Annotated in this window: 22 protein-coding genes and 1 tRNA gene; 8 read left to right on the top strand and 15 right to left on the bottom strand. The window is 73.8% G+C overall.

Translation table 11 applies throughout. The features are described 5' to 3' along the window. The first annotated feature begins 293 nt into the window (after positions 1 to 293). The 3 genes from AB6N24_RS11170 to AB6N24_RS11180 all read left to right on the top strand — a co-directional run bounded on the left by AB6N24_RS11170 (position 294) and on the right by AB6N24_RS11180 (position 2,577). A complete protein-coding gene (locus tag AB6N24_RS11170) occupies positions 294 to 656 on the top strand; it encodes a PadR family transcriptional regulator (RefSeq protein WP_412869473.1) in 363 nt (120 codons plus the stop codon). Further along, positions 656 to 2,005, top strand: a complete 1,350-nt coding sequence (locus AB6N24_RS11175; protein ID WP_412869474.1) for a permease prefix domain 1-containing protein — start codon at positions 656 to 658, stop codon at positions 2,003 to 2,005. The genes AB6N24_RS11170 and AB6N24_RS11175 overlap by 1 nt, the downstream gene beginning before the upstream one ends. Before the next feature lie 137 nt (positions 2,006 to 2,142). Beyond that, complete coding sequence (locus AB6N24_RS11180; protein WP_412869475.1) at positions 2,143 to 2,577, top strand: protease inhibitor I42 family protein; 435 nt, start codon at positions 2,143 to 2,145, stop codon at positions 2,575 to 2,577. 90 nt (positions 2,578 to 2,667) lie between these two features. Here the strand turns inward: AB6N24_RS11180 and AB6N24_RS11185 are convergent, their stop codons facing one another. The 3 genes from AB6N24_RS11185 to AB6N24_RS11195 form a co-directional block, all read right to left on the bottom strand. Continuing rightward, the gene (locus tag AB6N24_RS11185) at positions 2,668 to 3,084 is read right to left on the bottom strand and encodes a CBS domain-containing protein (RefSeq protein ID WP_412869476.1); all 417 of its coding nucleotides are present in this window, start codon (positions 3,082 to 3,084) and stop codon (positions 2,668 to 2,670) included. Positions 3,085 to 3,261: 177 nt separating this feature from the next. Beyond that, entirely contained in the window at positions 3,262 to 4,977 is a 1,716-nt protein-coding gene (locus tag AB6N24_RS11190; RefSeq protein WP_412869477.1) for a glycosyl hydrolase family 18 protein, read from the bottom strand. 125 nt (positions 4,978 to 5,102) lie between these two features. Next, positions 5,103 to 5,654: a helix-turn-helix domain-containing protein gene (locus AB6N24_RS11195; protein WP_412869478.1), complete on the bottom strand. Its 552-nt coding sequence runs from the start codon at positions 5,652 to 5,654 to the stop codon at positions 5,103 to 5,105. A 72-nt stretch (positions 5,655 to 5,726) separates the two neighbouring features. Between AB6N24_RS11195 and AB6N24_RS11200 the strand changes: the two genes are divergently transcribed. Together AB6N24_RS11200 and AB6N24_RS11205 are read left to right on the top strand one after the other, a co-directional pair. Next, positions 5,727 to 6,083, top strand: coding sequence for a hypothetical protein (locus tag AB6N24_RS11200; RefSeq protein ID WP_412869479.1), 357 nt, complete (start codon positions 5,727 to 5,729; stop codon positions 6,081 to 6,083). Between the two features lie 163 nt (positions 6,084 to 6,246). Continuing rightward, positions 6,247 to 8,871 carry a SpoIIE family protein phosphatase gene (locus AB6N24_RS11205; RefSeq protein WP_412869480.1) on the top strand — a complete coding sequence of 875 codons (2,625 nt, stop codon included), beginning with the start codon at positions 6,247 to 6,249 and terminating at the stop codon, positions 8,869 to 8,871. 78 nt (positions 8,872 to 8,949) lie between these two features. Here the strand turns inward: AB6N24_RS11205 and AB6N24_RS11210 are convergent, their stop codons facing one another. Next, positions 8,950 to 9,255: an STAS domain-containing protein gene (locus AB6N24_RS11210; RefSeq protein WP_412869481.1), complete on the bottom strand. Its 306-nt coding sequence runs from the start codon at positions 9,253 to 9,255 to the stop codon at positions 8,950 to 8,952. Between the two features lie 210 nt (positions 9,256 to 9,465). On the opposite strand from AB6N24_RS11210, the gene AB6N24_RS11215 reads away from it, so the two are divergent. After that, on the top strand, positions 9,466 to 9,891 hold the full coding sequence (locus AB6N24_RS11215; RefSeq protein ID WP_412869482.1) for a DUF7144 family membrane protein: 426 nt from the start codon (positions 9,466 to 9,468) through the stop codon (positions 9,889 to 9,891). Between the two features lie 112 nt (positions 9,892 to 10,003). Here the strand turns inward: AB6N24_RS11215 and AB6N24_RS11220 are convergent, their stop codons facing one another. From AB6N24_RS11220 to AB6N24_RS11255, 8 genes are all read right to left on the bottom strand, one after another. Further along, positions 10,004 to 10,951 carry an alpha/beta fold hydrolase gene (locus AB6N24_RS11220; RefSeq protein WP_412869483.1) on the bottom strand — a complete coding sequence of 316 codons (948 nt, stop codon included), beginning with the start codon at positions 10,949 to 10,951 and terminating at the stop codon, positions 10,004 to 10,006. Between the two features lie 208 nt (positions 10,952 to 11,159). Continuing rightward, complete coding sequence (locus AB6N24_RS11225) at positions 11,160 to 12,464, bottom strand: TRAP transporter large permease (RefSeq protein ID WP_412869484.1); 1,305 nt, start codon at positions 12,462 to 12,464, stop codon at positions 11,160 to 11,162. Next, a complete protein-coding gene (locus tag AB6N24_RS11230) occupies positions 12,464 to 12,973 on the bottom strand; it encodes a TRAP transporter small permease (protein ID WP_412869485.1) in 510 nt (169 codons plus the stop codon). Before AB6N24_RS11230 ends, AB6N24_RS11225 begins: the two co-directional genes overlap by 1 nt. Positions 12,974 to 12,978: 5 nt before the next feature. Further along, entirely contained in the window at positions 12,979 to 14,007 is a 1,029-nt protein-coding gene (locus AB6N24_RS11235; RefSeq protein WP_412869486.1) for a TRAP transporter substrate-binding protein, read from the bottom strand. Positions 14,008 to 14,018: 11 nt separating this feature from the next. Beyond that, positions 14,019 to 16,538, bottom strand: coding sequence for a glycoside hydrolase family 31 protein (locus AB6N24_RS11240; protein WP_412869487.1), 2,520 nt, complete (start codon positions 16,536 to 16,538; stop codon positions 14,019 to 14,021). A 353-nt stretch (positions 16,539 to 16,891) separates the two neighbouring features. Continuing rightward, a tRNA-Met gene (locus AB6N24_RS11245) sits at positions 16,892 to 16,965 on the bottom strand. A gap of 51 nt (positions 16,966 to 17,016) precedes the next feature. Continuing rightward, a complete protein-coding gene (locus AB6N24_RS11250; RefSeq protein ID WP_412869488.1) occupies positions 17,017 to 17,508 on the bottom strand; it encodes a VOC family protein in 492 nt (163 codons plus the stop codon). 138 nt (positions 17,509 to 17,646) lie between these two features. Beyond that, positions 17,647 to 20,622, bottom strand: a complete 2,976-nt coding sequence (locus AB6N24_RS11255) for a UPF0182 family membrane protein (protein ID WP_412869489.1) — start codon at positions 20,620 to 20,622, stop codon at positions 17,647 to 17,649. A gap of 97 nt (positions 20,623 to 20,719) precedes the next feature. On the opposite strand from AB6N24_RS11255, the gene AB6N24_RS11260 reads away from it, so the two are divergent. Then, the gene (locus AB6N24_RS11260) at positions 20,720 to 21,292 is read left to right on the top strand and encodes a PPA1309 family protein (RefSeq protein ID WP_412869490.1); all 573 of its coding nucleotides are present in this window, start codon (positions 20,720 to 20,722) and stop codon (positions 21,290 to 21,292) included. Between the two features lie 15 nt (positions 21,293 to 21,307). On the opposite strand, the gene AB6N24_RS11265 is transcribed toward AB6N24_RS11260, so the two are convergent. Both AB6N24_RS11265 and AB6N24_RS11270 read right to left on the bottom strand, forming a co-directional pair. Beyond that, positions 21,308 to 22,591 carry a YlbL family protein gene (locus AB6N24_RS11265; protein ID WP_412869491.1) on the bottom strand — a complete coding sequence of 428 codons (1,284 nt, stop codon included), beginning with the start codon at positions 22,589 to 22,591 and terminating at the stop codon, positions 21,308 to 21,310. A 7-nt stretch (positions 22,592 to 22,598) separates the two neighbouring features. Then, on the bottom strand, positions 22,599 to 23,663 hold the full coding sequence (locus AB6N24_RS11270) for a Rossmann-fold NAD(P)-binding domain-containing protein (RefSeq protein WP_412869492.1): 1,065 nt from the start codon (positions 23,661 to 23,663) through the stop codon (positions 22,599 to 22,601). A 129-nt stretch (positions 23,664 to 23,792) separates the two neighbouring features. On the opposite strand from AB6N24_RS11270, the gene AB6N24_RS11275 reads away from it, so the two are divergent. Next, a complete protein-coding gene (locus AB6N24_RS11275) occupies positions 23,793 to 25,214 on the top strand; it encodes a zinc-dependent metalloprotease (RefSeq protein WP_412869493.1) in 1,422 nt (473 codons plus the stop codon). A 123-nt stretch (positions 25,215 to 25,337) separates the two neighbouring features. On the opposite strand, the gene AB6N24_RS11280 is transcribed toward AB6N24_RS11275, so the two are convergent. Beyond that, on the bottom strand, positions 25,338 to 25,958 hold the full coding sequence (locus tag AB6N24_RS11280; RefSeq protein ID WP_412869502.1) for a YgjP-like metallopeptidase domain-containing protein: 621 nt from the start codon (positions 25,956 to 25,958) through the stop codon (positions 25,338 to 25,340). Positions 25,959 to 26,408 lie beyond the last annotated feature (450 nt).

A 26,408-nucleotide genomic window follows, 5' to 3' on the forward strand; every position in this document is an offset into this window, starting at 1 on the left:
CCCCCGGGGGGGCCCCCCGCCGCCGCCCCCCCCCCCCCCCCGCGGCGGGCCCCCTCCCCCCCCCCCCCCCCCCCCGCCCGGGCGGGCGCCCCCGGACCCGCGCGCCGTCCCCGCCGGACCGCCTGACACGGGCGACCGCCCTGCGGGTGGACGGCTCGCCGACCGACGCCCAGGCGCGGCGCACGGGCCGGCGACGTGCACGCCGCGCGCACGAGATCTCCCCACGGACCAGCCACGACGCATACCTAGCACCGCTAGGGTCGATACCCTGCAGATCTAGGTATGGAGGCGCTGTGCGCATCGACAAGGACCTCGTGGCCGCCTCGGCCACACCGCTCGTCCTGGGGATCCTCTCCGACGGCGAGCAGTACGGCTACGCGATCCTCAAGCGCGTCGGCGAGCTCTCGGGCGGGCGCATGCAGTGGACCGACGGGATGCTCTACCCGCTCCTGCACCGGCTCGAGCGCGTCGGCTACGTGTCGTCGTCGTGGAGCACGTCCGACGCGGGGCGCCGGCGCAAGCACTACGCACTCACCGCCGCGGGCCGCGCGGCGCTCGCCGAGCGTCAGGAGCAGTGGACGGTCGTGGCCGACGCGCTGCGGCAGGTCTGGCAGCAGACGCAGCGACCCGCCGGGCTCGTGGAGGGGTGGGCGTGATGGGCCAGCACGCGGAGCTCGAGGCGCAGATCGACCGGTGGCGCGGGTACGTGCAGCGACGCCGGGCCATCTCGACCGCGGACGTCGAGGAGCTCGAGGACCACCTGCGCGGCCAGGTCGCGGACCTGCAGGCGACCGGGCTCGACGACGACGAGTCGTTCCTCATCGCGATCAAGCGCCTGGGCAACCTCGACGCCGTGTCCCGCGAGTACGCGCGCGAGCACTCCGAGCGGCTCTGGAAGCAGCTCGCGCTGGTCCCCGAGGGCGACGACCCGGCCGGGGCACCGTCGTGGCGCGAGCTCGCCGTCGTGCTGGCCCTCGCCGTCGGTGCGGGCCTCGCGGTCAAGGCGGGGGCGACGTGGATCGCCGACGAGAACGCGCTCGCCCGCAACGTCGCCCTGCTCGTCGTGCCGTTCCTCGCCGCGTACTTCGCGTGGAAGCGCCGGCTCACCGTCCCCGTGGCGGCGACGCTCGTCGCCGCGTTCGCCGCGGTGGCGGTCGTCGTCAACGTGTACCCGTTCGAGCGCGGCGGCTCGACCGAGGTGCTCACCGTCGTGCACACCCCGGTCGTCCTGTGGCTGCTGCTCGGGCTCGCGTACGTCGGCGGCCGCTGGCGGTCCGACCGCGGGCGGATGGACTTCGCCCGGTTCACCGGCGAGCTCGCGATCTACCTCACGCTCCTCGCGCTCGGCGGCGGCGTCCTGATCGGCCTGACGTTCGCGGTCCTCGCGGCCGTCGGCGTCGACCTCGAACCGGCCGTGCAGGACTGGATCCTGCCGTTCGCGGTCCCGGGCGCGCTCGTCGTCGCCGCGTGGCTCGTCGAGGCCAAGAAGAACGTCGTCGAGAACATCGCCCCGGTCCTGACCCGGGTGTTCACGCCGCTGACGATCGTCATGCTGCTCGCGGTGCTCGTCGTGCTGCTGTCCTCGGGCGGCCTCGCGAACGTCGACCGCGACCTGCTCATCCTCATGGACGCGATCCTCGTGCTCGTGCTGTGCCTGCTGCTGTACTCGCTCTCGGCGCGCGACCCGCTGGCCCCGCCCGGGCTGTTCGACGCGCTCCAGCTCGTGCTCGTCGTCGCGGCGCTCGCGGTCGACGCCGTGATGCTCACGGCGATGCTGACCCGGATCGCCGAGCTCGGGTCGAGCCCCAACCGGGTCGCGGCGCTGGGTCTCAACGTCCTGCTGCTGGTGCACCTCGCCGGCTCCGCGTGGCTCACCGGGCGCTTCCTGCGCCACCGGGCCGGGTTCGCGAGGCTCGAGCGCTGGCACACGCGGTACCTGCCGGTCTACGGCGCGTGGGCGGCCGTGGTCGTCGTCGCCTTCCCCCCGGCGTTCGGGTTCGCCTGAGCGCCTCCCGGGCACGTCCCGGGGCCTCGGTCGCCGCCGCCGACGCCCCGGGACGGCAGCGGGCACGGACCCGAGCCGAGCGGACCCGTCCGCCACGGCAGACTGACGGCTCGACCCCGCTCCACCGGAGGACCTCGATGCGCGCCGACCGCTCCGCCCGAACCCGCACCGCCCGCGCGCTCGGCTGCGCGGCGGCCACGTCGCTCGCCGTGGGGCTGACCGCGTGCAGCCCGCCCTCGACGAGCATCTCCGCCACCGTCGACGAGGTCGTGGTCCCCGCCGGGCAGACCATCGTGATCGACCTCGGTGAGATCACCACGTCCGTGGGCGACGACTGGCGGCTCACGACGACCCCCGACGCGGCGGTCCTCACCGCGGGCGAGATACGCACCGAGACGGTCGGCGACGAGACCGCGACGGGCAACCCGACGAGGCTGAGCTACGCGTTCGACGCCGTCGCGCCCGGCACCACGACGGTCGGCTTCACGTACTCCTACCGCGGCGAGGACGGCGACTCCCACGGCCGGGTCGAGGACCCGGAGCCGACCATCGTGGTCACCGTCACCGACTGACGGGACCAGCACGGTCGGCTCTGCACCCGTTGCGACGGAGGCGCGAGGACGTCGTCCCCGCGCCTCCGGTCGTCGGCCGTCCCCGTCCGCTCAGTCCTGCGGCGGCGCCGCCGAGATGTCCGCGAGCGCGGAGTCGGAGTCGAGCGCGACGGCGAGGTCGCCGATCGTCACGATGCCGACGGCCTGGTTGCCCTCGACGACCGGGACGCGGCGCAGCGCGCGCTCGCGCATGAGGTGCACGACCTCCGCGACGTCGTCGTCCGGCCCGACGGTGACGAGCTCCTCGGTCGCGAGCTGGCCGACCGGCGCGTCGAGGCCGATCCCGGCGGCCAGGCCGCGGACGACGAGGTCGCGGTCCGTGACGATGCCGACGACCGCGCCGTTCTCCGCCACGATGAGCGCCCCGACGTCCTGCGTGGCCATCGTCTGCGCGACGGCGTGCAGCGTGTCGGTCACCTCGACGACGGTCGGGTGGGGGGTCATGAGGCTCGAGACGGTGCGTGCCATGGGTACCTCCAGGTGCGCTGTGCGGTTCGAGCGTGCGCTCGACGTCCCGTCCACTGTTCAGCACGGGGTCCGGGCTCGCATCCGGTGGTGGCTCGCCCGCCGGGCCCGGCGCACCCGCGACGGGGGGCGCCGGGCCGGCGGGACGGTGCCGGGACGGCCGCTACGCCGACCCGGAGGTCAGGCGCACGGCGTGCCCGCGTCCCACGCGCCGTACGGGGCGGAACCGGGCAGCTCGCCACGGGTCCACCACTGGGCGGCGTGGTTCACGCCTGCCCGGGACACGACCTGCCCCCGGGTGTAGGTCGTCGCCCCGGACCAGGCGGGAGCGCACGTCGGCACGTCGACCGGAGGCGTCGTGCCGCACGGCCCGACCGGCTTCCACGGGCCGGACGAGTTCCTGCCGGGCGCCTGCGCCCGGGTCCACCACGCGGCCCGGTACTCCACGCCGTCGTGCGCGACGACGTCGCCGCCCGTGTAGACGCCGGACGCGTACCAGGGAGCCGCACAGGCGGGGTCGACGGACGGCCCGGGCGTCGCCGCGCGCAAGGTGCTGCCGAGCGCGTCGCCGAGCTCGTTGCGGTGGTCACCCGAGAGGTCCCACCACATCGCACCCCCGTAGCCGTTGACGGCCAGCCACTCCGCCTTGGCCGTCACGGAGGCCGGGTCGTCGTAGCTCCACCACTGGTCGCCGTCGTACCGCCACGACGCCCCGAGCCCGGCGTCGAAGTAGGCCTGCCCGAGGTCGCGCAGCTCGGCATAGGTCCGGGTGCCGACGTAGCCCGCGGCAGGCTGCCACGCGGCCGACCCGTCGGTGACGCCGTACCACCCGTGCCCGTAGGCGGCGAGACCGGCGTTGAGCTGGTCCGGCGACGCCCCCGCCTGGACGTACATGCCCATCGCGCCGTCGAGGCCGAGACCCCAGTTGTGGTCGCCGTCCGGGTGCAGGTTGCCCTGGTGCCCCGTCTGGCCCGGCACCCACCCGCCGTGGAAGTCGTACCCCTGGACGTTGAGGAAGTCGACGGCGGCGAACAGCCGCGGGTCCAGCCATCCGCCCTGCCCCGCGTTCCACCCGCCGGCCGGGGCGAAGGCCGTCAGCAGGTACTCCTCGCCGTTCGTCGCGCCTCGCGCGTCGAGCTCCGCGCGGAGCTCCTCCATGAGCAGGAGGAAGTTCTCCTTGTCCTCCGGGCGCGCGTTGGCGGTCTCGCCGCCGGTGACGGGCCACTCCCAGTCGATGTCGATCCCGTCGAAGATGCCGGCCGCAGCTCCCGGACCGCCCCTCCCGTCGACCTCGGGCAGGTCGCCGTCGATGTAGAGGTCGAGGCACGAGTCCACGAGCGCCGACCGGCGCTCCGGGGTCGAGGCGGCCTCCGAGAAGTTGTCCGACCAGGTCCACCCGCCGAGCGAGACGAGGACCTTGGTCTGCGGGCTGACCTCCTTGAGCTTGCGGAGCTGGTTGAAGTTGCCCGCGAGCACCTGGTCGGGCGAGTCGGCGACACCGTCGACCGCGTGCTCCGCCGGGACGGTGCGGAGGAAGTCGTTCTCGGGGTCGCCCTCGCCCTGGACGTCGGCGATGTCGCACACGAGGTCGGTCGTGACGTTGCCGAACGCGTAGTTCAGGTGCGTCACGTCCTCGATCGCACCCGACGTCACGAGGTCGGCGAGGTGGAAGTCGCGCGTGACGGGGGCGTCCGCCATGTAGTAGCCGACGCTCCGGTAGCCGTTGATGTGGTCCGGCCCGGCCGCCGGAGCGGACGGCCTCGCCGACGGCGACGGCGACGCTGCGGACGTCGGCGTCGCGAGGAGGGTGACGGCGAGTGCGGCGACAGCAGCGGCCGCGGTGCAGGCCGTGGCGCGCCGTTGAGCCTGGTGGTGGGACGGGGGCGGGGGTCTCATGAAGGCCTCGTTGCTCTTCGCCCGACGACGATGTCGGGATTTGTTCGGACTCCTTCACTTTAGGGGTCCGCGCCCCTCGTCCGACAGCCCCCGCCCCTTCGCGCACGCCCGGGCATCGAGGCGCCTCACGCCGGCTGCTGAGGCTCCGGCTCCGGCTCCGGCTCGGGGATGAGCACCGTGGCGAGCGTCACCGTGCGCGCGCCCGCAGCACGGCTCGCGAGGTACGGCGTCAGCAGCTCGCCGAGCCGCGCCTGGATCTCGGCCAGGTCGGCCGTCGTGACGTGCAGCTGGACCTGCCCGAAGCCCAGGAGGTCGCGGAAGGAGCCGTCGGCGCTCGCGCGGTCGAACGTCTCGCCGAGGCCGGCGAGGAACGTGAGGAAGGACTGCCGGAGCTCCTGCGTGCCCATGTCCCGGAGCTCGGCATGGTCGACGTGCGCCATCCGCCCACCGAGGGCGAGCGTGCGCTCGACGGCCCCGCGGACGCGACGCTCCTCGACGACGGCGAGGACGTCCGCCTCCACCAGGGCCGCGACGTGGCGGTACAGCGTCGCCTGCGGCACCTGCGGCAGCGCGGCCCGGAGCTGGGCGGTCGTGACCTGACGCGTCCCGACCGTCTGGATGATCCGCAGGCGGACGGGATGCAGGACGACCGCGGCGATCGGGGAGTTCGGGGACACTGGACGCACCATTCTCACGCTGATAATGTTCTCGAAAGGCAGCTCAGCGTACGACGAGGGAGGGGACCACCCATGACCGCCATCCGTCTCGACGACACGACCCTGCACGTGCAGTTCCCCGGCTGGGAGGCGCTCATGGCCGGGCGCTCGAGCTACACCGTCGACCGCGACGCCGTCGCCGACGTCGAGCTGCTCCCGGGCTGGAGCTCCGAGCTGCTCGGCGTCCGCTCGGGACTCGCGGTCTCGGGCCGCCTCAAGGTCGGGACGTTCCGTCACCCGTCGGGCGTGCGCAGGCTCGTCGCGATGCGCAGGGGGCTCCCGCTGCTCCGGGTCCGGCTCGCCGGCGGCCACGAGTTCGACGAGCTCCTGGTCAGCGACGCGCGGGCCGAGCGGCTCTTCGAGAGCCTCCAGAAGGACGTGCGGCGCTGAGCGGCACCGGGCCAGGTCCCCGGAGCACACGGAGCCCGCGACCTGGCCCGGCCCCTCCGAGACGACCGCTGAGCTGACGGTCGACGGGCGAGGGCCGGCTGAGCGCGCGCGTGACCACGTTGTCGGGAGACGATGGCGGTCACCGTCGGCGAGGAGCTGGACCATGGAGCTGCCCGCAGGCAGTGCAGGCGAGATGTCGGGCGACGTGGTCGCCGCTCGGCTCGTCGACGCCGATCCCGGCCGGGCCCAGGCCGCGCGCCGGCTGCTGGCGTCGGCGTCGGACGACACCGCGTTGCAGTCGATCGTGACCCTGGCGGCGCAGCTGCTCGAGACGCCGTCGGCCGAGGTGTCCCTCGTGACGGACGTGCGGGTGATCGTCGCCGGTGTCGGTGCGCTCCCCGGGCCCGTGGGCACGACCACCCCGCTCGAGGACTCGCTCTGCTCGCGGGTGACGGCTCACGGCGAGCGGCTCGTCGTCGTCGACGCGCGCACCGACCCCCGGGTCCGTGGCTCGGCCGCGGTCGCGGACGGCAGGGTGGGCGCGTACCTCGGCGTCCCCCTGCGCGGCGACGACGAACGCGTCGTCGGGGCGCTGTGCGTCTACCAGCCGGACCCGCGCGAGTGGGACGCGCGCGCGGTCCGCACGCTCGAGCACCTCGCCGCCGCCGTCGCCGCCCAGCTCGAGGTGACCGCGCTCGACGCCGAGTACGCCGTCGCCGACCGCTCCCAGATGCTGGCGGCCGCCGCGCAGGCCGCAGGACTCGGGACGTTCGCGTGGGACCTGCGGGCCGGCGCGCTGCGGTGGGACGACTCGCTGCTCGAGGCCTTCGGGTACGACGACGAGTCCTTCGGCGGCACCATCGACGCGTTCGACGCGCGCGTCGACGCCGCCGACCTGCCGGCCGTCACGGCGGCGCTCGGCGCGGCGATCGCGACCTGCGGGGTCTACGAGGCCGAGTTCCGGGTCTGCCGGCCGGACGGCACCGTGCGCTGGCTCAGCGCGCGCGGCCGGGCCGTGGCGGGCCCCGACGGCACCGCCGAGCAGGTCCTCGGGGTCACGACCGACACCACGGCTCTCCGCATGGGCGAGCAGCGGGTGCGTGGGGTGCTGGAGTCGATGACCGTCGGCTACTTCCACCTCGACGCCCGGTGGCGCTTCACGTACGTCAACGCCGAGGCCGAGCGGATCCTGAGCAGCGCCCGCGAGCAGCTGCTCGGCGGCGACATCTGGGAGCTGTTCCCGGCTGCGGTCGGGACCAACTTCGAGCAGCACTACCGCGGCGTGGGCCGCACCGGCGAGCCGGTGGTGTTCGACGCGTACTACCCCGCACCGCTCGACGCCTGGTACGAGGTCCGTGCCGTGCCGGAACGCGGCGGCGTCGCGGTGTACTTCACGGACGTCACCGACCGCCGCAACGCCCTGGGCACGGCCGAGCGCGCCCGCGCCCGCTCCGAGCTCCTCGCCGCGCTCGCCGGCGACCTCGCCGAGCTCCTCGACCCCGTGCAGGCGCTCGAGGCGGTGCTCCCCCACCTCGTCCCGTCCGTGGCCGACTTCGCCGTCGCGAGCCTGCTCGACGAGGGTCACGGCCCGTGGGCGCAACGGACGCACGACGTCGCCGCCCTGCACGCCGACCCCGCGCTGCGCGCGGTGCTCGAGGAGTACCGCACCCTGCGCGTGCCGTCCCTGACCGCGACCTCGCTGGTCGCGCGCGCGGTGTCGACCGGGCGGTCGGTCACGCACACCGGCGTCCCCGACGCCGGCACCGCGCTCACCGGCGGTCGCGCGCACGACCTGCTCGCCCGGCTGGCTCCGCACACCACGGTCGTGCTGCCCCTGCGCGGGCGCGGCCACACCCGGGGCCTGCTCACCCTGGCGCGCGGGGCCGAGCGCGGGGCCTTCGGCACGGACGACGTCACGGCGCTGCGCGACGTCGTCGCCCAGGTCGGCCTCGCGCTCGACAACGCCCACCTGCACGCCGCGCGCCGCCACCTCGCCGAGGAGCTGCAGCGCAGCCTGCTCACCGAGCTGCCCGAGCCCGACCACCTGCACCTGGTCGCCCGGTACGCCCCGGCCGCGACCGGCGCCGCGCAGATCGGCGGCGACTGGTACGACGCGTTCGTCGTGCGCGACGGGAGCACGTGCCTCGTCATCGGGGACATCGCCGGCCACGACCTGCGCGCCGCCGTCACCATGGCCCAGGTCCGCAACGTGCTGCGCGGCGGCGCCCACGCCCTCGTCCAACCACCCGCGCAGATCCTCTCCTCGCTCGACTGGGCGATGCGCGACCTGGCGATCGACGCGTTCAGCACCGCGATCCTGGGCAAGATCGAGCAGACCCCCGAGCTGGCCGAGCAGGGCCTGCGGCTGCTGCGCTGGTCCAACGCCGGGCACCTGCCGCCGCTGCTGCTGCACCCCGACGGGCGCGCGGAGCTGCTGACCCGGCCCGCCGACCTGCTCCTCGGGACGAGAGCGCACCCCGACCGGCACGACCACACCCAGGTGATCTCCCCGGAGTCCACGCTCCTGCTCTACACCGACGGGCTCGTCGAACGTCGCGGCGAGTCCCTCACGATCGGCCTGGAGCGGCTGCGGCGGCACGTCGAGTCCCTCGCGGACCTGCCGCTCGAGCAGCTCTGCGACCGGCTCGTGGCCGATCTCGCCGCCGCAAGCGAGGACGACGTCGCCCTGCTCGCCGTCCGGGCGCACCGCGAGGACCGCCCGAGGCCGGCCATGGCCGGACCGCGCACGCTGCCCGGCGACCGCCGGGAGGGCGACGACGCTCGGTGAGCCGCGCGCCCGGGCGTGCTGATCGGGCTGGTCGCGCTGGTCGCGCTGGTCGTCGACCCTGACGTCCGCGTCACGCCCTCACGGCTCGGCGGGTCCGTCGTCGTCGCCCGTCGAGCGGTCCGCACCGGTGAGGACGTCGTCCATCGCCAGCACGGTGAGGAGGAACCGGACCGGGGGCGACGCGGCGACCGTCATCGGCCCCCGGACGTAGCACCGGGACAGGAACCGGGCACCGCGGGAGTCCATGAACGTCACGGCCGTCGCGTCGACCATGACCGGCAGGCGGTGCTCCTCCACGACGGCGGTCGCCGCGTCGAGCGCGTCGACCAGCGCCGTGTCGATGTCGCCGGCCAGCACGACACGGACCGCGTCGGGTCCCCGCACGACGCGCACGCTCCCGGCGGGGACTTCGCCGCCGGACGCCGTTCCGCTCCCGTCCACGACCCGCGCCACCTCCTGGCCCTCGGACCTCCTGACCGATCCTGCCACGCGGCGGCCGGCGCCGGCAGGCTCACCTCACCCCGACGGGATGAGGCGACGGCGGAGCGGCGGGGAGTGGGATGGCTGCACCACGTCGGCACCGGAGGAGACGTCATGGCACAGCACGGACTCGCACCGGCATCTCCGCGTGCCGCCCGCGGAGGCGGGTCGTCGGCGTGGGCCGGGATGGCGTTCTTCGCCGGGCTGGTGCTGATCCTGCTCGGCGCGTTCAACGGGCTCATCGGGCTCGTCGCCGTGCTCGACAGCGACTGGCTCGTCGTGACGGACACCGCGCTCCTGACGGTCGACATCGCTGCCTGGGGCTGGTTCTGGGTCGTGATGGGCGGCGTCTTCTTCGCCACCGGCCTCGGCATCTTCGCCGGCCGGACGTGGGCACGCGGGGTCGGCGTGGCCCTGGCGACGGTCAACGCCGTCGGGCACGTCCTGTACATGCCCGTGTACCCGCTGTGGTCGGTGCTGGTCCTGACGCTCGACGTCCTGGTGATCTACGCGCTGACGCGTCCGGGCGGCTGGGACTGACGCACCCGACGACCCGGCTGTCGCTCACCTCCCCGACGGCGACGCCGCAGGTGCGACGACGCGCGTGCGCGCTTCACGACGCCGCAGGTGCGACGACGCGCGTGCGCGCGCTTCACGGGAGCGGACCGGGCTCCGGCGGTGCGTCCCGGTGGAACGGGAGCGCGCGGGCCCGGCCGGGCTCGAGCGGGTCGTCGACGACCTCCCGTCCGTCGAGCCACGCGGAGATCACGCTCGCCAGCTCCCCGGGGTGACTGAAGTTGATCGAGTGCGCCGCTCCCTCGATGAGCACGACGTCGACGTGGTCGGGCGAGGCGAGCCGGAGCTCGCGCACGCGCTGCGGGCCGGGCATGAGCGGGTCCCGGTCGCCGAGCACCGCGAGCGTGGGGACCGGCGTGGTGATCAGGCGTTCGAGCGCGGGGAAGCGCGTGAGCTGGCTGAAGAGGCTGAAGGCGTTCGCCGGACCGAAGTGCAGGTAGTCGGGGACGGCCACGCGCGCCATGCGCGGGCTCTCGCGGACCGCGTCGACGGCGAGCTGGCCGAGCGCACGACGCAGCGGCTGGTTCTGCCGCCCACCCGCGGGTGAGACCAGCACGAGCCGGTGCACGCGCTCGGGCGCCTCGTGGGCGATCTCGAGCGCGATCACGCTCCCCATGGAGTTGCCGATCAGCACGGCCCGGTCGAGCTCGAGCGCGTCGAGGATCCCGGTCATGCAGTGCGCCAGGGCGGGGATCGGCAGGGCGCGGGCCGGGCGGTCGCTCCGGCCGTACCCGGGCAGGTCCGGCACGATCGTCGTCCCCCGGGCTGCGAGCCGACGGGCCGTCGGCATCAGGTACGTCCCGGAGATGCCGAAGCCGTGGATGTGCACGAGCGGCACGCCGGTCGTCACGGGTCCGCGGCGGTAGAAGATGCGGCCGCCCCCGACCGTGACCCAGCCCTCGCTCCAGCCGTCGTCGTCCGCGCGCGCCCCGGCGCCCGGTCCCGTGCGCGCACGCACGGGCGAGGGCCGGCGGGGTCGTCGGCGCCACGCGTCCCCGGAGCCGCGCGCGGGCGGCACCGTCACGAGCGGCCGTCCTCGGTGGGGCGTGCCACGCCCGTGCGGCCAGTCATCCGTCCACTCTCCGCAGGAGCGACGGGCCGCGCCTCACACCGGGGGGATGACTCCCCGCCCACGGCGCCCTGCCGCGACGAACGCCTCCCTGGCCGCCGCCGGCGGCTCCGGAGACGTCCGGGTCAGCCGCGACGCAGGTCGAGCGGACCTGGCGACGTCGTCAGCCGAGCAGCCCCATCCACTGGGGTATCCCCAGGGACAGCGCCGGGATGTACGTGATCGCCAGCAGCAGCAGGACGAGGCCGACGAAGTACGGCACGAGCTTCGGGACGACCTGCTCGATCGTCACCTCGCTCACACCGGTCGCGACGAACAGCACGGAGCCCACGGGTGGCGTCATGGTGCCGATGCACATCGCCAGGATGAGGACCATCCCGAAATGGACCGGGTGCATCCCGAGCTCCGTCGCGATGGGCAGGAAGATCGGCGTGAAGATGAGGATCGCCGGCGTGATGTCCATGAAGGTCCCCACGACGAGCAGGACGATCACCATGAGCAGCAGGATCAGGAACCGTGAGTCGGCGACCGACAGCAGCGCGTCCGTGATGGCCGCCGGGATGCCCGAGTAGGCCATGACCCACGACATCGCCGACGACGCGGAGATGAGGAACATGACGACGCCGGTCGCGACGACCGTGCGGGTCATGATCTGCCGGAGGTCGGCCCACGTCAGGCTGCGGTAGATCAGCGACAGGACGAAGCAGTAGAGCACCGCGGCGCCCGCCCCCTCGGTCGCGGTGAAGACACCCGCCACGATGCCGCCCACGACGACGAGGATGAGCAGCAGGCTCGGGACGGCCTGCAGGAAGACCTTGGCGGCCTGGCCGGCCGTGACCCGGTCGTACGTCGGGTAGCGGTGGCGGCGCGTGAAGACGTACGCGACGCCCATGACGACGAGCCCCATGAGGATCCCGGGCACGTAGCCGGCCATGAAGAGCGCCGAGACCGACACCCCGCCCGCCACCGTCGAGTAGACGATCGCGGCGGTCGTCGGCGGGATCAGCAGGCCCGTCGAGGCCGAGGCGATGTTGACGGCGGCGCCGAAGCCGGGGTCGTACCCCTCCTCCTTCTGCCGCTCGTGCAGCGTCCCGCCGATCGCGGCGGCCGACGCCACCGCGGAGCCCGACAGCGACCCGAACAGCATGTTGCCGACCACGTTCGTGTGCGCGAGCGCCCCCGGCACCCGCCCGGCGAGCACGAGGGCGAGGTCGACGAGCCGGCGGGCGATCCCGCCGTTGTTCATGATGTTCCCCGCGAAGATGAACAGCGGCACGGCGAGCAGCGAGAAGCTCTCGATGCCGACGTTCATCGACTGCCCGACGACGTACGTCGCGTCCTCCCGCGGGAGGAAGACCAGGGCGGTGAGGAACGAGGCGACCCCGAGCCCGACCGAGATCGGGACGCCGAGCACGAGCAGGACGAAGAACGTGCTGAACAGGACGACGGCAGCGGTGAGGGCGTCCATCAGTCGGTACCTTCCGGTTCGATCGAGGGATCCCCGGCGAGGTCCTCCCAGATGTTGAGCCCCTGCGCGACGGCGATCGCGAGCCCCGCGAGCGGGGCGACGGAGTACACGAGCCCGCGCGAGATCCCGAGCAGCGCCGAGTAGTCGTTGCGCACGCCGTAGGCGAGCATCGCGCCCCCGACGACGAGCACGAGGACGGCGAACAGCAGGACGAGCGCGTCGATGCCCACGATCAGCCGCCGCCGGACCGGCTCCGGGAAGCGGTCCCGGACGATCACGAGCGCCATGTGCTTGCGGTACAGGAACCCGTAGGCGGCGCTGAGGAACGAGGTCCAGATCAGCGCGTAGCGCACCAGCTCCTCGGTGAACGCGGCCGGCGCGCCCAGGACGTAGCGCGTGAAGACCTGGTACAGCACCAGCAGCGTCATGAGGACGAGGAGCGTGCCGGCCGACCACAGCAGGACGAGCCCGAGCCCGCCGCGCACCCGGTTCAGACGGTCGTGCGTCATGGCGGTCACTCCCTCGCCTGCTCGATGACGGTCAGCAGCTCCGCGACCTCGGGGTAGGCCTCGGCGTACTGCTCGACGACGGGCCGGGTCGCCGCCCGGAAGCTCTCGAGATCGACGTCGGTGACGAACTCGACGCCCATGGCCTCCGCGTCGACCACGGCCTGCTCGATGCTCTCCGCCCACGCACCCTTGTGGTCCTCGGTCGACGCCCGCGCCGCGTCGGAGACGAGCTCCTGGTCCGCCGCGTCCAGCCGGCGCCACGCGTCGCTGCTGATCACCAGCATGTCGGGGATCCGCGTGTGCTCCGTGAGCGAGAACGACTTCGCGACCTCGCCGTGCGCGCTCTGGGTCAGCACCGTCTCGTTGCTCTCGGCGCCGTCGATGAGTCCCGTCTGCAGCGAGGTGTACGTGTCGCCGAGCGCCATGACGATCGGCGCGGCGCCGAGCTCCTCCACGAAGTCGGTCTGCGAGCGCATGTCCTGGACCCGGATCTTCAGGCCGCCCAGGTCCTCGGGCGTGCGCACCGGTGTGCCGGCCGTGTAGAACGACCGTGCGCCGGAGCTGTAGTAGGTCAGCCCGACGAACCCGTCCTCGACGGTCGAGCGGAAGTACTCGGTCATCTCCGGCGAGTCCATGACCTCGTAGTACTCGTCCTCGGACTCGAAGACGTACGGCAGGCCGAACGTGTGGTAGCCGGGGTCGTAGTTCGCGAGGCCGGGCGCACTGACCCGGGTCATGTCGACGATGCCCTGGCTGAGCTGGCCGAGGACCTGGCTCTCGGACCCGAGCTGGCCGTTGCCGTACATCTGGACGGCGATGCGCCCGTCGCTGCGCTCCTCGACGTCCTCGGCGAAGGCCGTGAGCGCCTGCGAGGTGACGTGGCGCTCGTTCAGGTTGTGCGCGAGACGCAGGACGAGCGGGTCGTCGGGGGTGGCCTGCGCGCTCGACGCGGGCCCGGAGGTCGGCGCGCACGCCGAGAGCGCTGCCGCCGTCAGCAGCGCCGCGGCGGTGCCGACGAGCCGGTGGTGCCTCATGGTCCTTCTCCTCACATGCCGAGCATGTCGACGGGACGGAACGAGATCGCGACGCTCAGGTCGCCCTCGCGGTTCGGCGTCCGGATCAGGACGGAGCCGAGCGTGGGGTCGTAGTGCCAGGCGACGTCCACCGCGTCGAAGCGCTCGCGGTGCAGGACCTGCGGGACGCGCTCGCCGTCGATCGTGACCCAGTGCGGCGAGCGCCCCGGGTGGACGACGTCGAGCAGCAACGTGCGGACGGGACTGCGGTAGCTGCCGCGGCGGGCGAGGTCGATCGTCACCTGCTCGCCGGCGGTCATCGTGATCTCGGTCTCCCGGAACACGCCGTCCTCGTGGGCCCGGGTGAGGCCGTCGTCCTCGTACAGCAGGAAGCGGCCGTCGCGGTCCGGCGCCAGGAGGAGGTGCAGGTCGGTGACCTCGTCCCGCGTCAGGCTGTCGAGCTGACCGGCGGAGAGCGGGACGATGCCCCCACCACGCAGGAACAGCGGGATGGAGCCGAGGTCGACAGGCAGGTCGACGGTCCGGCCGCCCTCGTGGCGCTCGCGGGTCCGCACGTCGTAGAAGACCTCGCCGGCCGGGAACCGGACCGTGCGGGTGCGCGCGCCGGGGGTGAGCACGTTCGCGACGAGGAGCGAGTCGCCGAGCATGAACTCGTCGGAGGTCTCGTCACCACCGGGGTCGCCCTGGAACGCGCTCACGAGCGGCTCCATGATCGGGAGCCCGGTGCGGTGGGCGCGCGCCATGAGCGAGTACAGGTACGGGAACATCCGGTAGCGGAGCTTGATCGCGTCGCGGACGTGCACGGTGTGGTCGCCGTACATCCAGGGCTCGGTCACGGTGTTGTCCGAGTTCACCGAGTGGATCGAGAAGCGCGGCTGGAAGATGCCGTTCTGCACCCACCGCACGAGCAGCTCGGGCTCCGGTGCGGGTCCGTGGAAGCCGCCGATGTCGCAGCCCTGGTTGGCCACCCCGGACAGCCCCATCCCGAGGATCGTCGCGATGTTGTGCCGCAGGCTCGCCCAGGACGTCGAGTTGTCGCCCGCCCAGGTCTGCGCGTAGCGCTGGATGCCGGCGTGCCCGGCGCGGCACACGATGTAGGGGCGTACCGACGGGTCCTTCTCGGTGATGGCGTCCCACGTGACCCGGCACATCAGGTTCGCCATGACGGTGCGCAGCCGGCCGATCGTCGCGCCCGTGCCGTCGAAGTCGCAGCGGGAGTCCGTGTCGATGATCCCGTCGTACTCGCAGTTGTCGTTCCACACGGACGTCGTGCCGTGGTCGAGGACGGCCTCGGTCAGCCAGCCCTTCCACGCCTCACGGGCGGCGGGCTTCGTGAAGTCGACGAACCGCCCGGGACCGCCCCACCATGCGCCGACCGCGGGCCCGTCGCCGGCGAGCACGGCGGCGTCGGCGCTGCGCCCGACGAAGACGTCCCGGTCGGCGAGCTCGTCGAGGCGCGGGTGCACGTCCAGGACGGCAGGCTTGACGTTGGGCGAGACCGTGATCCCGCGCTCGGCCATCGCGGCGAAGAAGCCCGCCGGGTCCGGGAAACGGCGGTCGTTCCAGGTGAAGACGCAGCGCTTCGGGCCGGCCTGGGTGTCCTGCGTGCTGTACCCGGACGACAGCTGGAAGCCGTCGACGGGGATGTCCTCGGCGCGAGCGATGTCGATGAACTCGGTGATCGCCCGGTCGCTGTCGGCGTCGAGCTCGGCGTAGTACATCGACGACGCGAGGTACCCGAGCGCGTACCTGGGCAGCAGCGGCGGCCGGCCGGTCAGCGTGGTGTAGCGCCTGACGACGTCCCGGATCGCGGGGCCGGCGACGAGGAAGAGGTCCACGTCGCCGCCGTCCGCGCGGTACCGGCTGTGCGCCGGCCAGTAGTTGCTGCGCTGGCGGCCGAGGTCGAAGTCGCAGTCGAAGGTGTTGTGGTAGAAGTACCCGACCGCCTTGCGGGTGACCCGGTTGAGCTTCACGTAGAACGGGATGTGCTTGTAGAGCGGGTCCGTCTCGCGCGGGTCGTAGCCGAGCGCGTCCTTCGGGCTCATCGTGATGAGCTTCTGCGCCTTGTTGAGCGACCCGGTCGTCTCGCCGAAGCCGTAGAACGCGTCCTCGGACGAGATCTCGCTCGTGTGCGTGCGTCGCCCGTTCGCGTCCTCGAGGTAGCCGAGGCCGACGACGTCGGCGTGGAGGAGCGTCCCTTCGGTGTCGTGGACGCAGATCCGGAACGGGTCCTTCTCGACCTCCACGACGAGGTTGCCGCCCGTCACCCGCACCCGGTCGCCCTGGTCCTCGAGGTGGACCTCCGGAGGTGCGACGCGCGTGCGCTCGGAGCCCAGGACGCCGTCCAGCCGGTCCGGCCACGCCGTCGTGACGAGGGAGTACGACTCCTCGGCGAAGTCGCCGTCGAAGCCGGCCCGGATGCGGAGGACGTCGTCCGTCACGAGCAGCAGGCGGACCTCGACGCCGTCGGTCCGGACCCTGGTCCAGCCGTCGACGAGCTCGACGCTCTCGACCTTCGTCGTCACACGCACGGGGGCTCCCTCGTCGTCAGGATCACAGGTCAGGCCGGTCGCCGCCGACGGCCTCCCGTCGTCTGCGACCAGCGCCGCCACGCGAGTGGCACCGCGGCGCGTGAACCACTGTGATCACCCCGACGGAGGGCGGCTACCGGTTGCCATGAGTTGCTGCGCAGGGTGCGGCGAGCGGCGCTCACGCCGCCTCGTCGCGACCACCCGCCGGGCCGATCGGCGCGGCAGGCGCGTTCGCCTCATGTCACGGGGGTCCGGGGGTGTCGGCTACGCCGCTGACACCTTCTGCCCGCCTCAACGCCAGAGGCCCTCTCGATCCGAAGATCGAGAGGGCCTCTGGACTGCCACTTCACAAGTAGCGGGGGCAGGATTTGAACCTGCGACCTCTGGGTTATGAGCCCAGCGAGCTACCGAGCTGCTCCACCCCGCGTCGGTGTCTCTAGAGTACGTCACCGGCGCAGGGGGACCAAATCGGTGCTGGTCAGGTGCTCGCGAGCTCCCCGGAGTAGGCCGCCTCGAGCGTCGCGACGTCGATCTTCGTCATCTGCATGAGCGCCGCCGTGGCACGTGCGACGCCGGCCTTGTCGGGCCGCGACATGACGTCGTCGAGCTGGCGCGGGACGACCTGCCACGAGACGCCGAACCGGTCCCGGAGCCACCCGCACTGGCTGGTCTGCCCGCCGTCCGCGGCGAGCGCCTCCCAGTAGTGGTCGACCTCCTCCTGGCCGTCGCACGTCAGGTAGAACGAGAACGCCTCGTCGAGCGTGAACGACGGGCCCGCGTTGAGGAACGTCGCGGGCATGCCGTCGAGCTGGAGCTCGACGATGAACGTCGCGCCCTCGTCGACGTCGGGGATGCCGGGGGGCGCGGTCACGATGCTCGTGATCGAGGTGTTCGGGATCGTCGCCGCGTAGAAGGCGGCGGCGTCACCGGCTCGGTCGTGGAACCACAGGTGCGGTCGGACGGCGCCCATCGGAGTACCTCCTGGTCGGTGCGGGCTGTCGTAGGTGCAGACCCGGACCCGTGGCGGAACTCATCGCCGGCCGGGGGCAGGACGACGCGGGGCCCGGACCGCACCGGTCCGGGCCCCGCGTCGTCGTGCGTCACCGCCTCACTCGAGCTCCGCCTCCGCCGCGAGCGCCTCCGCGATGGCCGCGTCGAGCGCGTCCTGCGCCTCGCCGTAGGCCGCGAAGTCCCCGGCCGCCAGGGCCGCCTCGCCGGCCTCGATGGCTGCCCGGGCGTCGTTGAGCGCCGTGTCGAGCCGGGTGCGGGCGTCCCCCGCGGGGACGTCGCCGGTGTCGCCACCCGCGTCGCCGCCGGTGTCCGTCCCGGTGTCGGTCCCGTCGTCCGTCCCGGCGTCGCCGCCCGGGTCGACGCCGCCACCGACCGCGTCGGCGTCGAACACCTGCCCGAGGGCCTCCTCGAGCGTGTTGGCGAAGCCGATCTCGTCGCCGAACGCCACGAGCACCTTCTGCAGCAGCGGGAACCGGGTCCCCGCGGCCGACTGGACGTACACCGGCTGGACGTAGAGCAGCCCGCCGCCGACGGGGAGCGTCAGCAGGTTGCCGCGCACGACCGTCGAGTTCTGCTGCGACAGGATGTTCAGCTCGCGCGAGACGTCCGGGTCGGAGTCGAAGTTGTTGTTCACCTGGCCCGGCCCGGGGACGGTCGAGTCGCGGGGCAGCTCGAGGAGCCGCAGCTTGCCGTAGCCCTCCGCGGGCTCGCCCTCCTGGTTGCCCGCCTCCGCGTCGACCGCGAGGAACCCGCTCAGGACGTTGCGCTGGTTCGTCGTCCCGCCCGAGGCCGGGATGAACGTCGACATGAGCGAGAACGTCGCCTCGTCCTGGTCGGGCATCTTGAGCGTCAGGTAGTACGGCGGCTGCGGGACCTGCGTGTCGCCGAGCGTCGGGTCGTTCGGGTTGGCCCAGAAGTCACCGCCCGAGAAGAACTCCTCGGCCTCGGTCACGTGGTAGCGCGTGAGCAGGTTCCGCTGGACCTTGAACAGGTCCTCCGGGTAGCGCAGGTGGCTCATGAGCCCGCCGCTGATCTCGGAGATCGGCTCGAGGCTCGTCGGGAACACCTTCTGCCAGGCCTGCAGCACCGGGTCCTCGGTGTCCCACGCGTAGAGCTTGACGGTGCCGTCGTACGCGTCGACCGTCGCCTTGACCGAGTTCCGGATGTAGTTGACGGTCTGCGGAAGCAGCGCGTCGATGCTCTCCGAGCGCTGCGTGACCGAGTCGATCGTCGCGTCGTCGAGCGCACGCGACGCCGCGTACGGGTAGCCGTCGCTCGTCGTGTACCCGTCGATGACCCACACCACGCGCCCGTCGACGACCGCGGGGTACTGCCGGCCGTCGATCGTCAGGTACGGCGCGACCTTCTCGACGCGGGTGCGCGGGTCGCGGTCGTAGAGGATCTGCGACTCGGACGTCACGCGCTCGGAGAACAGGATCTCCTGCGAGCCGAACTTGAGCGCGTAGAGCAGCTTGGTGATCGGGTCGCCGATCCCGGGACCCGCGGAGACCTCGTCGGTCGGGAACGACGTGTTGACCTGCCCGCCGGACTCGTCGTCGGGGTAGTCGAGCTCCCACTCACGGGCGCCCTCCGGCGCCCCGACGATCGAGTACAGCGGGGACCGCGGGCTGAAGTAGATGCGCTCCTCGTACTCGCCGAGCTGACCGGACGACGGGATGCCGCCCTCCCAGAACGCCGGCCGGCCACCCGCCGCCGTCGTGTTGCCGTACGCGGCGACGACGCCGAAGCCGTGCGTGTACACCGTGTGGTCGTTGGTCCAGTTCCGCTGGCCCTCGCTGAGCCCGTCGAGCTCGAGCTCGCGCACCGCGATCACGGTGTCGCGGCTCTCGCCCTCGATCTCGTAGCGGTCCACCGAGAGGGTGTCCGCGAAGCTGTAGTAGCCCTTGTTCTGCTGCAGCTGGCGGAACGACGGGCTGACGATCTGCGGGTCGAGCAGGCGGATCGACGTGGTCGTGTCGGTGTCCGCGGGCAGCGCCGCCGCCTCGGCCGTGACCTTCGCCTCGTACGGCTGCACGTCGACGTCCTCGAGGTCGAACGCCTTGAGGGTCGCGTCGATGTTGCGCTGGATGTACGGCGCCTCCGCGTCCTGCTGGTTCGGGGTGACCTGGAAGCGCTGCACGACCGCGGGGTAGATCCCGCCGACCGCGACGGCGGCCACGACCATCAGCCCGAGACCGATCGCCGGCAGCCGCCAGTTGCCGCGCACCGCGGTGATGACGAACAGGATCGCGACGAACACCGCGACGCCCGCGAGGATCGCCTTCGACGGGATCACCGCGTTGACGTCGGTGTAGCTCGCGCCCTCGAACCGGCTGCCCTCGCGGGTCAGGACGGAGTAGCGGTCGAGCCAGTAGTTCGCGCCGATGAGCAGCATGAGCGCCGCGCCCATGACCGACAGGTGGATCCGCGCGGAGGGCGTCGTGCGGGGCGCCCCGGCGGGCCCGCCGATGCGGATGCCGCCGTACAGGTACTGGGTCGCGACGCCGCCGATCGCCGCGAGCACGACGACCGCCATGAGGAACGACACGACGAACCGCAGCCCGGGCAGCGTGAAGACGTAGAACCCGATGTCGAGCCCGTACTCGGGGTCCGTCTCGCCGAACGGGACCGAGTTCATCCACAGCTGGACGGTGCTCCACTGCTGCGACGCCGCACCTCCCGCGAACAGGCCGAGGACCGCCGGACCGGCGACCATGACGAGGCGGCGCAGCGGCTCGATGGCCTCGCGGTACTGGTCGAGGCTCGCCTGCTCCTGTGTGGACGGCGCGTAGATCGGCCGCGAGCGGTACCCGAAGCTCAGGCTCGCGGCGACGCCGCCCGCCATGAGCAGGAAGCCGAGCACGAAGAGCACGGCACGCGTGCCCCACTCGGTGCGGAGCACCTCGACGTAGCCGAGCTGGTCGAACCAGAGCACCTCCGTCCACACCTGCGCGAGGATCAGGACGAGCACGACGATGGCGCCGAGCACGACGAGGGTCGGTCCGAGCGGGCCGCGACGTCGACCCGGTGGCCGTGGGCTGGGTCGGCGGGCGGTGGGGTTCGTGAAGGTCACGGGGTCAGGGTCCTCGTCATCGGTGACAGCTGGGGCACAGTCCGTGAACGTCCCGCCGCCGCCCGGGGTTCCCGTGGGAGCAGGGACGGATGGGACGATGTCGGACGTGGACGAGCCCATCCTGCCCCTGTCACCCCCGTCGGCGCGCGCGAGCCTGGCCGAGGCGGTCCGAGAGATCGAGCGGCACGTCGCGACGGGCGGCTGGGACGGTCCCGTGCGCGTGTTCGCGCTGGTGCGCACCGCGGCCGCGCTCGAGGCCGAGCCCGGCCTGGCCGCACAGCTGCCGCCGGAGGTCGTCGCGCTCGCCCGCCACGACGAGCACCACCTGACCTCGGTCGAGCAGGAGGACCTGCCGGCCGCGACGGACCTCGAGCACCTCCTCGCCGGGATCGAGTGGCCCGCCGGGGTCGACGGCGCCGCGGTCACCGTCGAGCGCGTCGTGCTGCCGCCCGCCGCCGAGGAGGGTGTCCCGGCCGACCCCGACGAGGCGCTGGCCTACCTCATGGCGCACCCCGACCGGCAGGACGTGCGGATCGCGGTCGGCGCGCTGCGCGACGGGACGAGCTGGTGCGCGGTGCGCACGCGCAGCAACGACAGCGACGACTCCGTCGGTCAGGGGCCGGACCTCGTGCCCGGGCTCGTCGAGGCCGTGGTCGCGACGCTGCACTGAGCCGTCGCGGCGCCGTCAGGAGCAGGTGGGCAGGTCGTCCGTCTCGCCGGCGCCGATCGCGACGACGGCCTCCCGCGCGTCGTGCAGCGTCGCCACGGACACGACGCTCAGCCCGTCGGGCACGTGCCCGACGACCTCGTCGCAGTTGCCCGCGGGGGCCAGGAACCACGTCGCGCCGTCGCGCACCGCGCCGCCGAGCTTCTGCTGGATGCCGCCGATCGGCCCGACCTCGCCCGACGCGTCCATCGTCCCGGTCCCCGCGATGACGGCCCCCTGCGCCTCGTCCTCCGGGGTCAGCCGGTCGATGATCCCGAGCGCGAACATCGTGCCGGCGCTCGGCCCGCCGATGTCCTCGATCTGGATGGTGACCTCGACGGGCTCGCCGATCTCGGGGTCGATCACGGGCAGCTCGAACTGCGGGTCGACGAGCACGCCGAGCCGGCTCCCGCCACCCTCCCGCTCGCCGGTCACGATCTCGAGCTCGAGGTCCTCGTCGGCGCGCACGACGCCGAGCCGCACGGTCGTCCCGGGCTCGATCTCCCGGAGCAGGTCGGTGAGCTGCGTGAACGACGTCAGCTCCGTGCCGTCGAGCGAGGTCAGCACGTCACCCTCCTCGACGACCCCGTCGGAGCCGCTGCCCGCCTCGGCCCCGGCCACGACCATCGTCGCGGGGACCTCGTGGCCGAGCTCCTCGAGCGCCGCGACCGTCGCGTTCTCCTGCGAGGAGACCATCGCGGCCTGGTTCTGCTCCTGGAGGCTGTCCTGCGTGACGTCGGGCGGGAACACCTCCTCGACCGGGCGGACCGCGGTCAGCCGGTCCCACCAGCCGCGCAGCACGTCCACGACGTTCGAGGGGTAGCCGGGGCCACCGGTCGTGGAGACGGTCGTCAGCAGCAGCTCGCCCGTCGCGGGGAACGTCTCGGCGCCCTCGATCGAGATGAGCGGCGTGCCGGACTGCTCGCCGAGCGTGTCGCGCGTCGGCCCGGGCGAGCTCACCGCGTACGGCGCCGGCAGCACGACCAGCCCGCCGAGCAGCACCGCGGTCACGAGCATCGCGACGGACAGCGTGATATTCCGCGGCGAGGCGGGCGCCGGGGCGTCCTCGACCGGGGCACCGACCCCGTCGGGGCCGCCGGCCGCGCCGTCGCCGGACGGCCCGTGCGGTGCGGCCGACCCGCCGGCCCCGCGCGTCACCCCGTCGCGGGACCAGGCGCTGCTGCGCGCGTCGCCGTCGCTCGCGGCGCTGCGGCTCGGGTCGCCGGCGGTCCGGGCGGGGGCGGGGAGCTTCTCGTCGGGCACCCCCCGATCATCCCCTACGCCGGCCGCGTGCCTGCTTGAGGACCGCGGCGGTACCGATCAGCGCGACCGCCGCGCCGGCCGCGCCCAGGGCCGCCGCGTCGCGTGCCCCGAACCGCCGGCCGGCGAGCGCGATGCGCCCCTGCACGGCGACGAGCAGCACGTCGAGGCACTCCGCGGTGGACCAGCGGGCCTCCCAGCCGGCCGCCCGCAGCCCGTCGCTCGCGACCGACCACGGGTACACCGCGTACGCGAGCTCGGCGCCGGGCGCGGGCAGCACACCGACCCGGTGCAGGCGCTCCGCGGTGCCGAACGCGGTGGCGGCCGCGAGCTCGACGCGGCGCATCCCGGCCGCGACCTCGACCTCGCGCGCGGTCAGCTCGTCGGCGGCGCCCACGGTCAGCGGCCCCGTGAGCCGCTCGTCGACCGCGGTCGCGACCGCCGACGCGAGGTCGTCGACGTGCAGGAGCTGCCAGCACCGCTCGACGCCCCGCACCGTGAGCAGGCGCGGCGCCTCGAAGTGCCGGGTCAGCAGGGTGTCCAGCCCCGGCCCGACGAGACCGGCGGGGCGCAGCACCGTCACGAGGGGCGACCGGCGCCGGGACGCGCGCGCGAGCACCGCCTCGACCGCGAGCAGGTCGCCGACGACGCCGTCGCGCAGGCCGTCGTCCGGCGCCTCCCCCGTGCGCCGCAGCGAGCGCCCGGGACCGCTGCCGTGACCGAGGATCGGGTCGCCGTCGTGGATCGTCGGGCGGTCCGGCGCGGCCCCGTGCACCATCGCCGACGTGACCGCGACGAGGTGCCGGACCCCCGCCTCGCGCGCCGCCGAGACCGTCCGTGCCGCGTGCGCCACCGCTTCCGCCCGGCGCTCCTCGACGGGCACGGCCCAGTCCGCCTGGAGGTCACCGCCGTGCGCGACGAGCACGACGACCTCGGCGCCCGCGAGCGCGTCGTGCGGCTCGGCCTCGGGCACCGCGTCGAGCCGGCGCACCGCGCGCTGGCCGTTCGCCGACAGCCAGCCGGCGAGCGCTGTGGCGACCGGCCCGACGCCGACGACGACGAGCTCGCCCGGCACCGCGTCCCCGCCGCGCGCACGACTGCGCCCTGAGCGAACCTCGCGCTGCACCATCTCGTCGCCTCTGCTCTGTGGTTACCGTGGGACACCGCCTGCCCCCCGCCGGCACATCGTCCCAGGAGCACGCCGATGAGCACCGACCGCCCCGCCGGATCGTCCCCCGACGGCGAGGACACCCCTGCGCCCTGGGACGAGATCCTGCGCCAGATGTTCGGCCCGGACGCCGAGGAGGCGCTCGCCCAGCTCCGCGCGCAGGGCATGGACCCGGCGGCGATGGCGGCGGCCTCGGGGCTCCCCGACGACCCGCGGCTGCTCGGCCAGGTGCTCGACCAGGTGCGCCGGCTGCTCGCGTCCTCGGGCGAGGGCCCGGTCAACTGGGACATCGCCCACGACGTGGCGCGCCAGGCCGCGGTGGCCGAGGGCGACCCGTCGCTGACGGCGCTCCAGGCCAAGCAGGTCAGCGAGGCCCTGTCCGTCGCCGAGCTGTGGCTCGACGCCGCGACCGACCTGCCCCCCGCGGGCGGCCCCGTCCGTGCGTGGAGCCGTTCCGAGTGGGTCGAGCAGACCCTGCCGACGTGGCGCACGCTGACGGAGCCCATCGCGTCGTCGCTCACGACCGCCCTCGCCGGCGCCCTCGCGGAGCAGCTGCCCGAGGACCTCGCGGCCGAGGGGCTGCCGCCGGGGATGCTCGTGCCCGGCACGCCGACCGACCCGGCCCAGCTCGTCCGCAGCCTCGGCGCCGCGGTGTTCGGCATGCAGGTCGGCCAGGCCGCCGGGACGCTCTCGCGCGAGGTCTTCGGCATCACGGACATCGGCCTGCCGCTCGTCCGCGAGCCCTCGACCGCGCTCGTCCCCTCCAACGTCGAGGCCTTCGCCGCGGGGCTCGACGCCCCGCTCGAGGAGGTCCGCCTCTACCTCGCGCTCCGCGAGGCCGCGCATGCCCGCCTGTTCACGCACGTCGCCTGGCTGCGCGCGCACCTGCTCGGCGCCGTCGAGGCGTACGCGCGCGGCATCACGGTGGACCTCGACCAGCTCGAGGAGGCCGTCGCCTCGATCGACCCGACCGACATGTCCGCGCTGCAGTCCGCGCTCTCGGGCGGCGTCTTCAACCCGCACACGACCGACGAGCAGAAGGCCGTGCTCGGGCGGCTCGAGACCGCGCTCGCGCTCGTCGAGGGCTGGGTCGACGAGGTCACGTCCGTCGCCGCCCTCCCCCACCTGCCGCACGCGGTCGCGCTCCGCGAGATGATCCGGCGCCGCCGCGCCGCGGGCGGGCCCGCCGAGCAGACGTTCGCGACGCTCGTCGGCCTCGAGCTACGACCCCGCCGGTCGCGGGACGCCGCGGCGCTGTGGGCCCGCATCACGGCCGACGGCGGTCCCGAGGCGCGCGACGCCGTGTGGGACCACCCGGACCTGCTGCCGACCGACGAGGACCTGGACGACCCGGACGGGTACGCCACGCGCCGCCAGACCGCGAGCGACGAGGCCGCGGACGTCGACCGGGCGCTCGCCGAGATCCTCGGCGAGGAGCCGGAGAAGCCGCAGGGCTGACCCGCCGGCGCAGCGGGCAGCGGCGGGCGTCGACGCAGCAGGGCAGCTCCGGGCGCCGGCGCGACTGGCGTCGACCGGCGTCGGCGGGCATCGACGGGCTTCCAGGCTGCCCCGGCGCACGCCTCACCGCTCGCCGGGGTCGGTCCCGATCTCGTCGACCACGTCGAGCGCGGCGTCGCCGGCGTCGTCGTCCGGCTCGTCGGTCACGTCGCCCTCGTCGTCCACGTCGCCGCCGAGCGTCGGCGGCTGGCCCGTGCGCGCGCGCTCGTGCCCGTAGGCGACCCCCTCGAGGAAGCCTCGCGCGCGGTCCGTGCGCGGGTAGGAGTCGAGCTCGGCCCAGAAGTCGGGGCCGTGACCGGCGTGCAGCAGGTGTGCGAGCTCGTGCAGCAGCACGTAGTCGAGGACCCAGCCGGGCATGCCCTGCAGCCGGTCGGAGACCCGGATCGTCCCGTCGAGCGGCGTGCACGAGCCCCACCGCCGGCCCTGGTTGCTGGACCACGTGACGCTCGCGGGGCGCGCCCGCCCGGCGAGGTAGCGCGTCGAGAGCCCCGCGGCGCGCTCGGCCAGCTGGACGTCCGACGGACGCCGCCGACGTTCCTGCCGCTCGAGCCGGGTCACCATGCGCTGGACCCACTCGCGCTCCTGCGCGCGGGTGAACCGCGCGGGGATCGCGATGATCGTGCGGTCGCCGTCGCGGTAGGCGGTCACCGTGCGCGTGCGGTTGCGCGAGCGGCGCACCTCCACGGCCCCCACGGGTGCGTGCTCGGTCGGCGCGTCCGCGGTCCGGGGCACGTCCGCGGTGCGCGGCGGGACCGGGCGTGCGTGCGAGGACGGCGTCCGGCTCGCACGTGACCCCGGCTCGGCGGACGTGCGCGGCGTCGGCCCCGCGGGCATGGCGGAGGTGCCCTCGGCCAGGTGCCCGCGGCGCCGCTCCACGTCGTGCACGCTATCGGCTCGGGCCCGCGCGACGTGCCCACCTCGCCGGAGCGGCGTCGAGCTCCGTGCCTCGGCCCGGCGCCCTCCGCCGCTGCCCGCCGTGACGTGTGCGCGGCCGGACGAGGCGCACCCGCCCGACCGCCGTCGGCCACGTCCCGGGCGGACCCCTCCGGCGCGTCCCCCGAACCGGGGAACCGGGTTCCCTTCCGGGCGTCCGTTACGGCGCGTCGAGCCCGTCGGGGCCCCCCGCAGGGCCGC

Source organism: Cellulomonas jepli (assembly GCF_047229345.1).
In the GTDB taxonomy this organism is placed as follows: domain Bacteria; phylum Actinomycetota; class Actinomycetes; order Actinomycetales; family Cellulomonadaceae; genus Cellulomonas_A.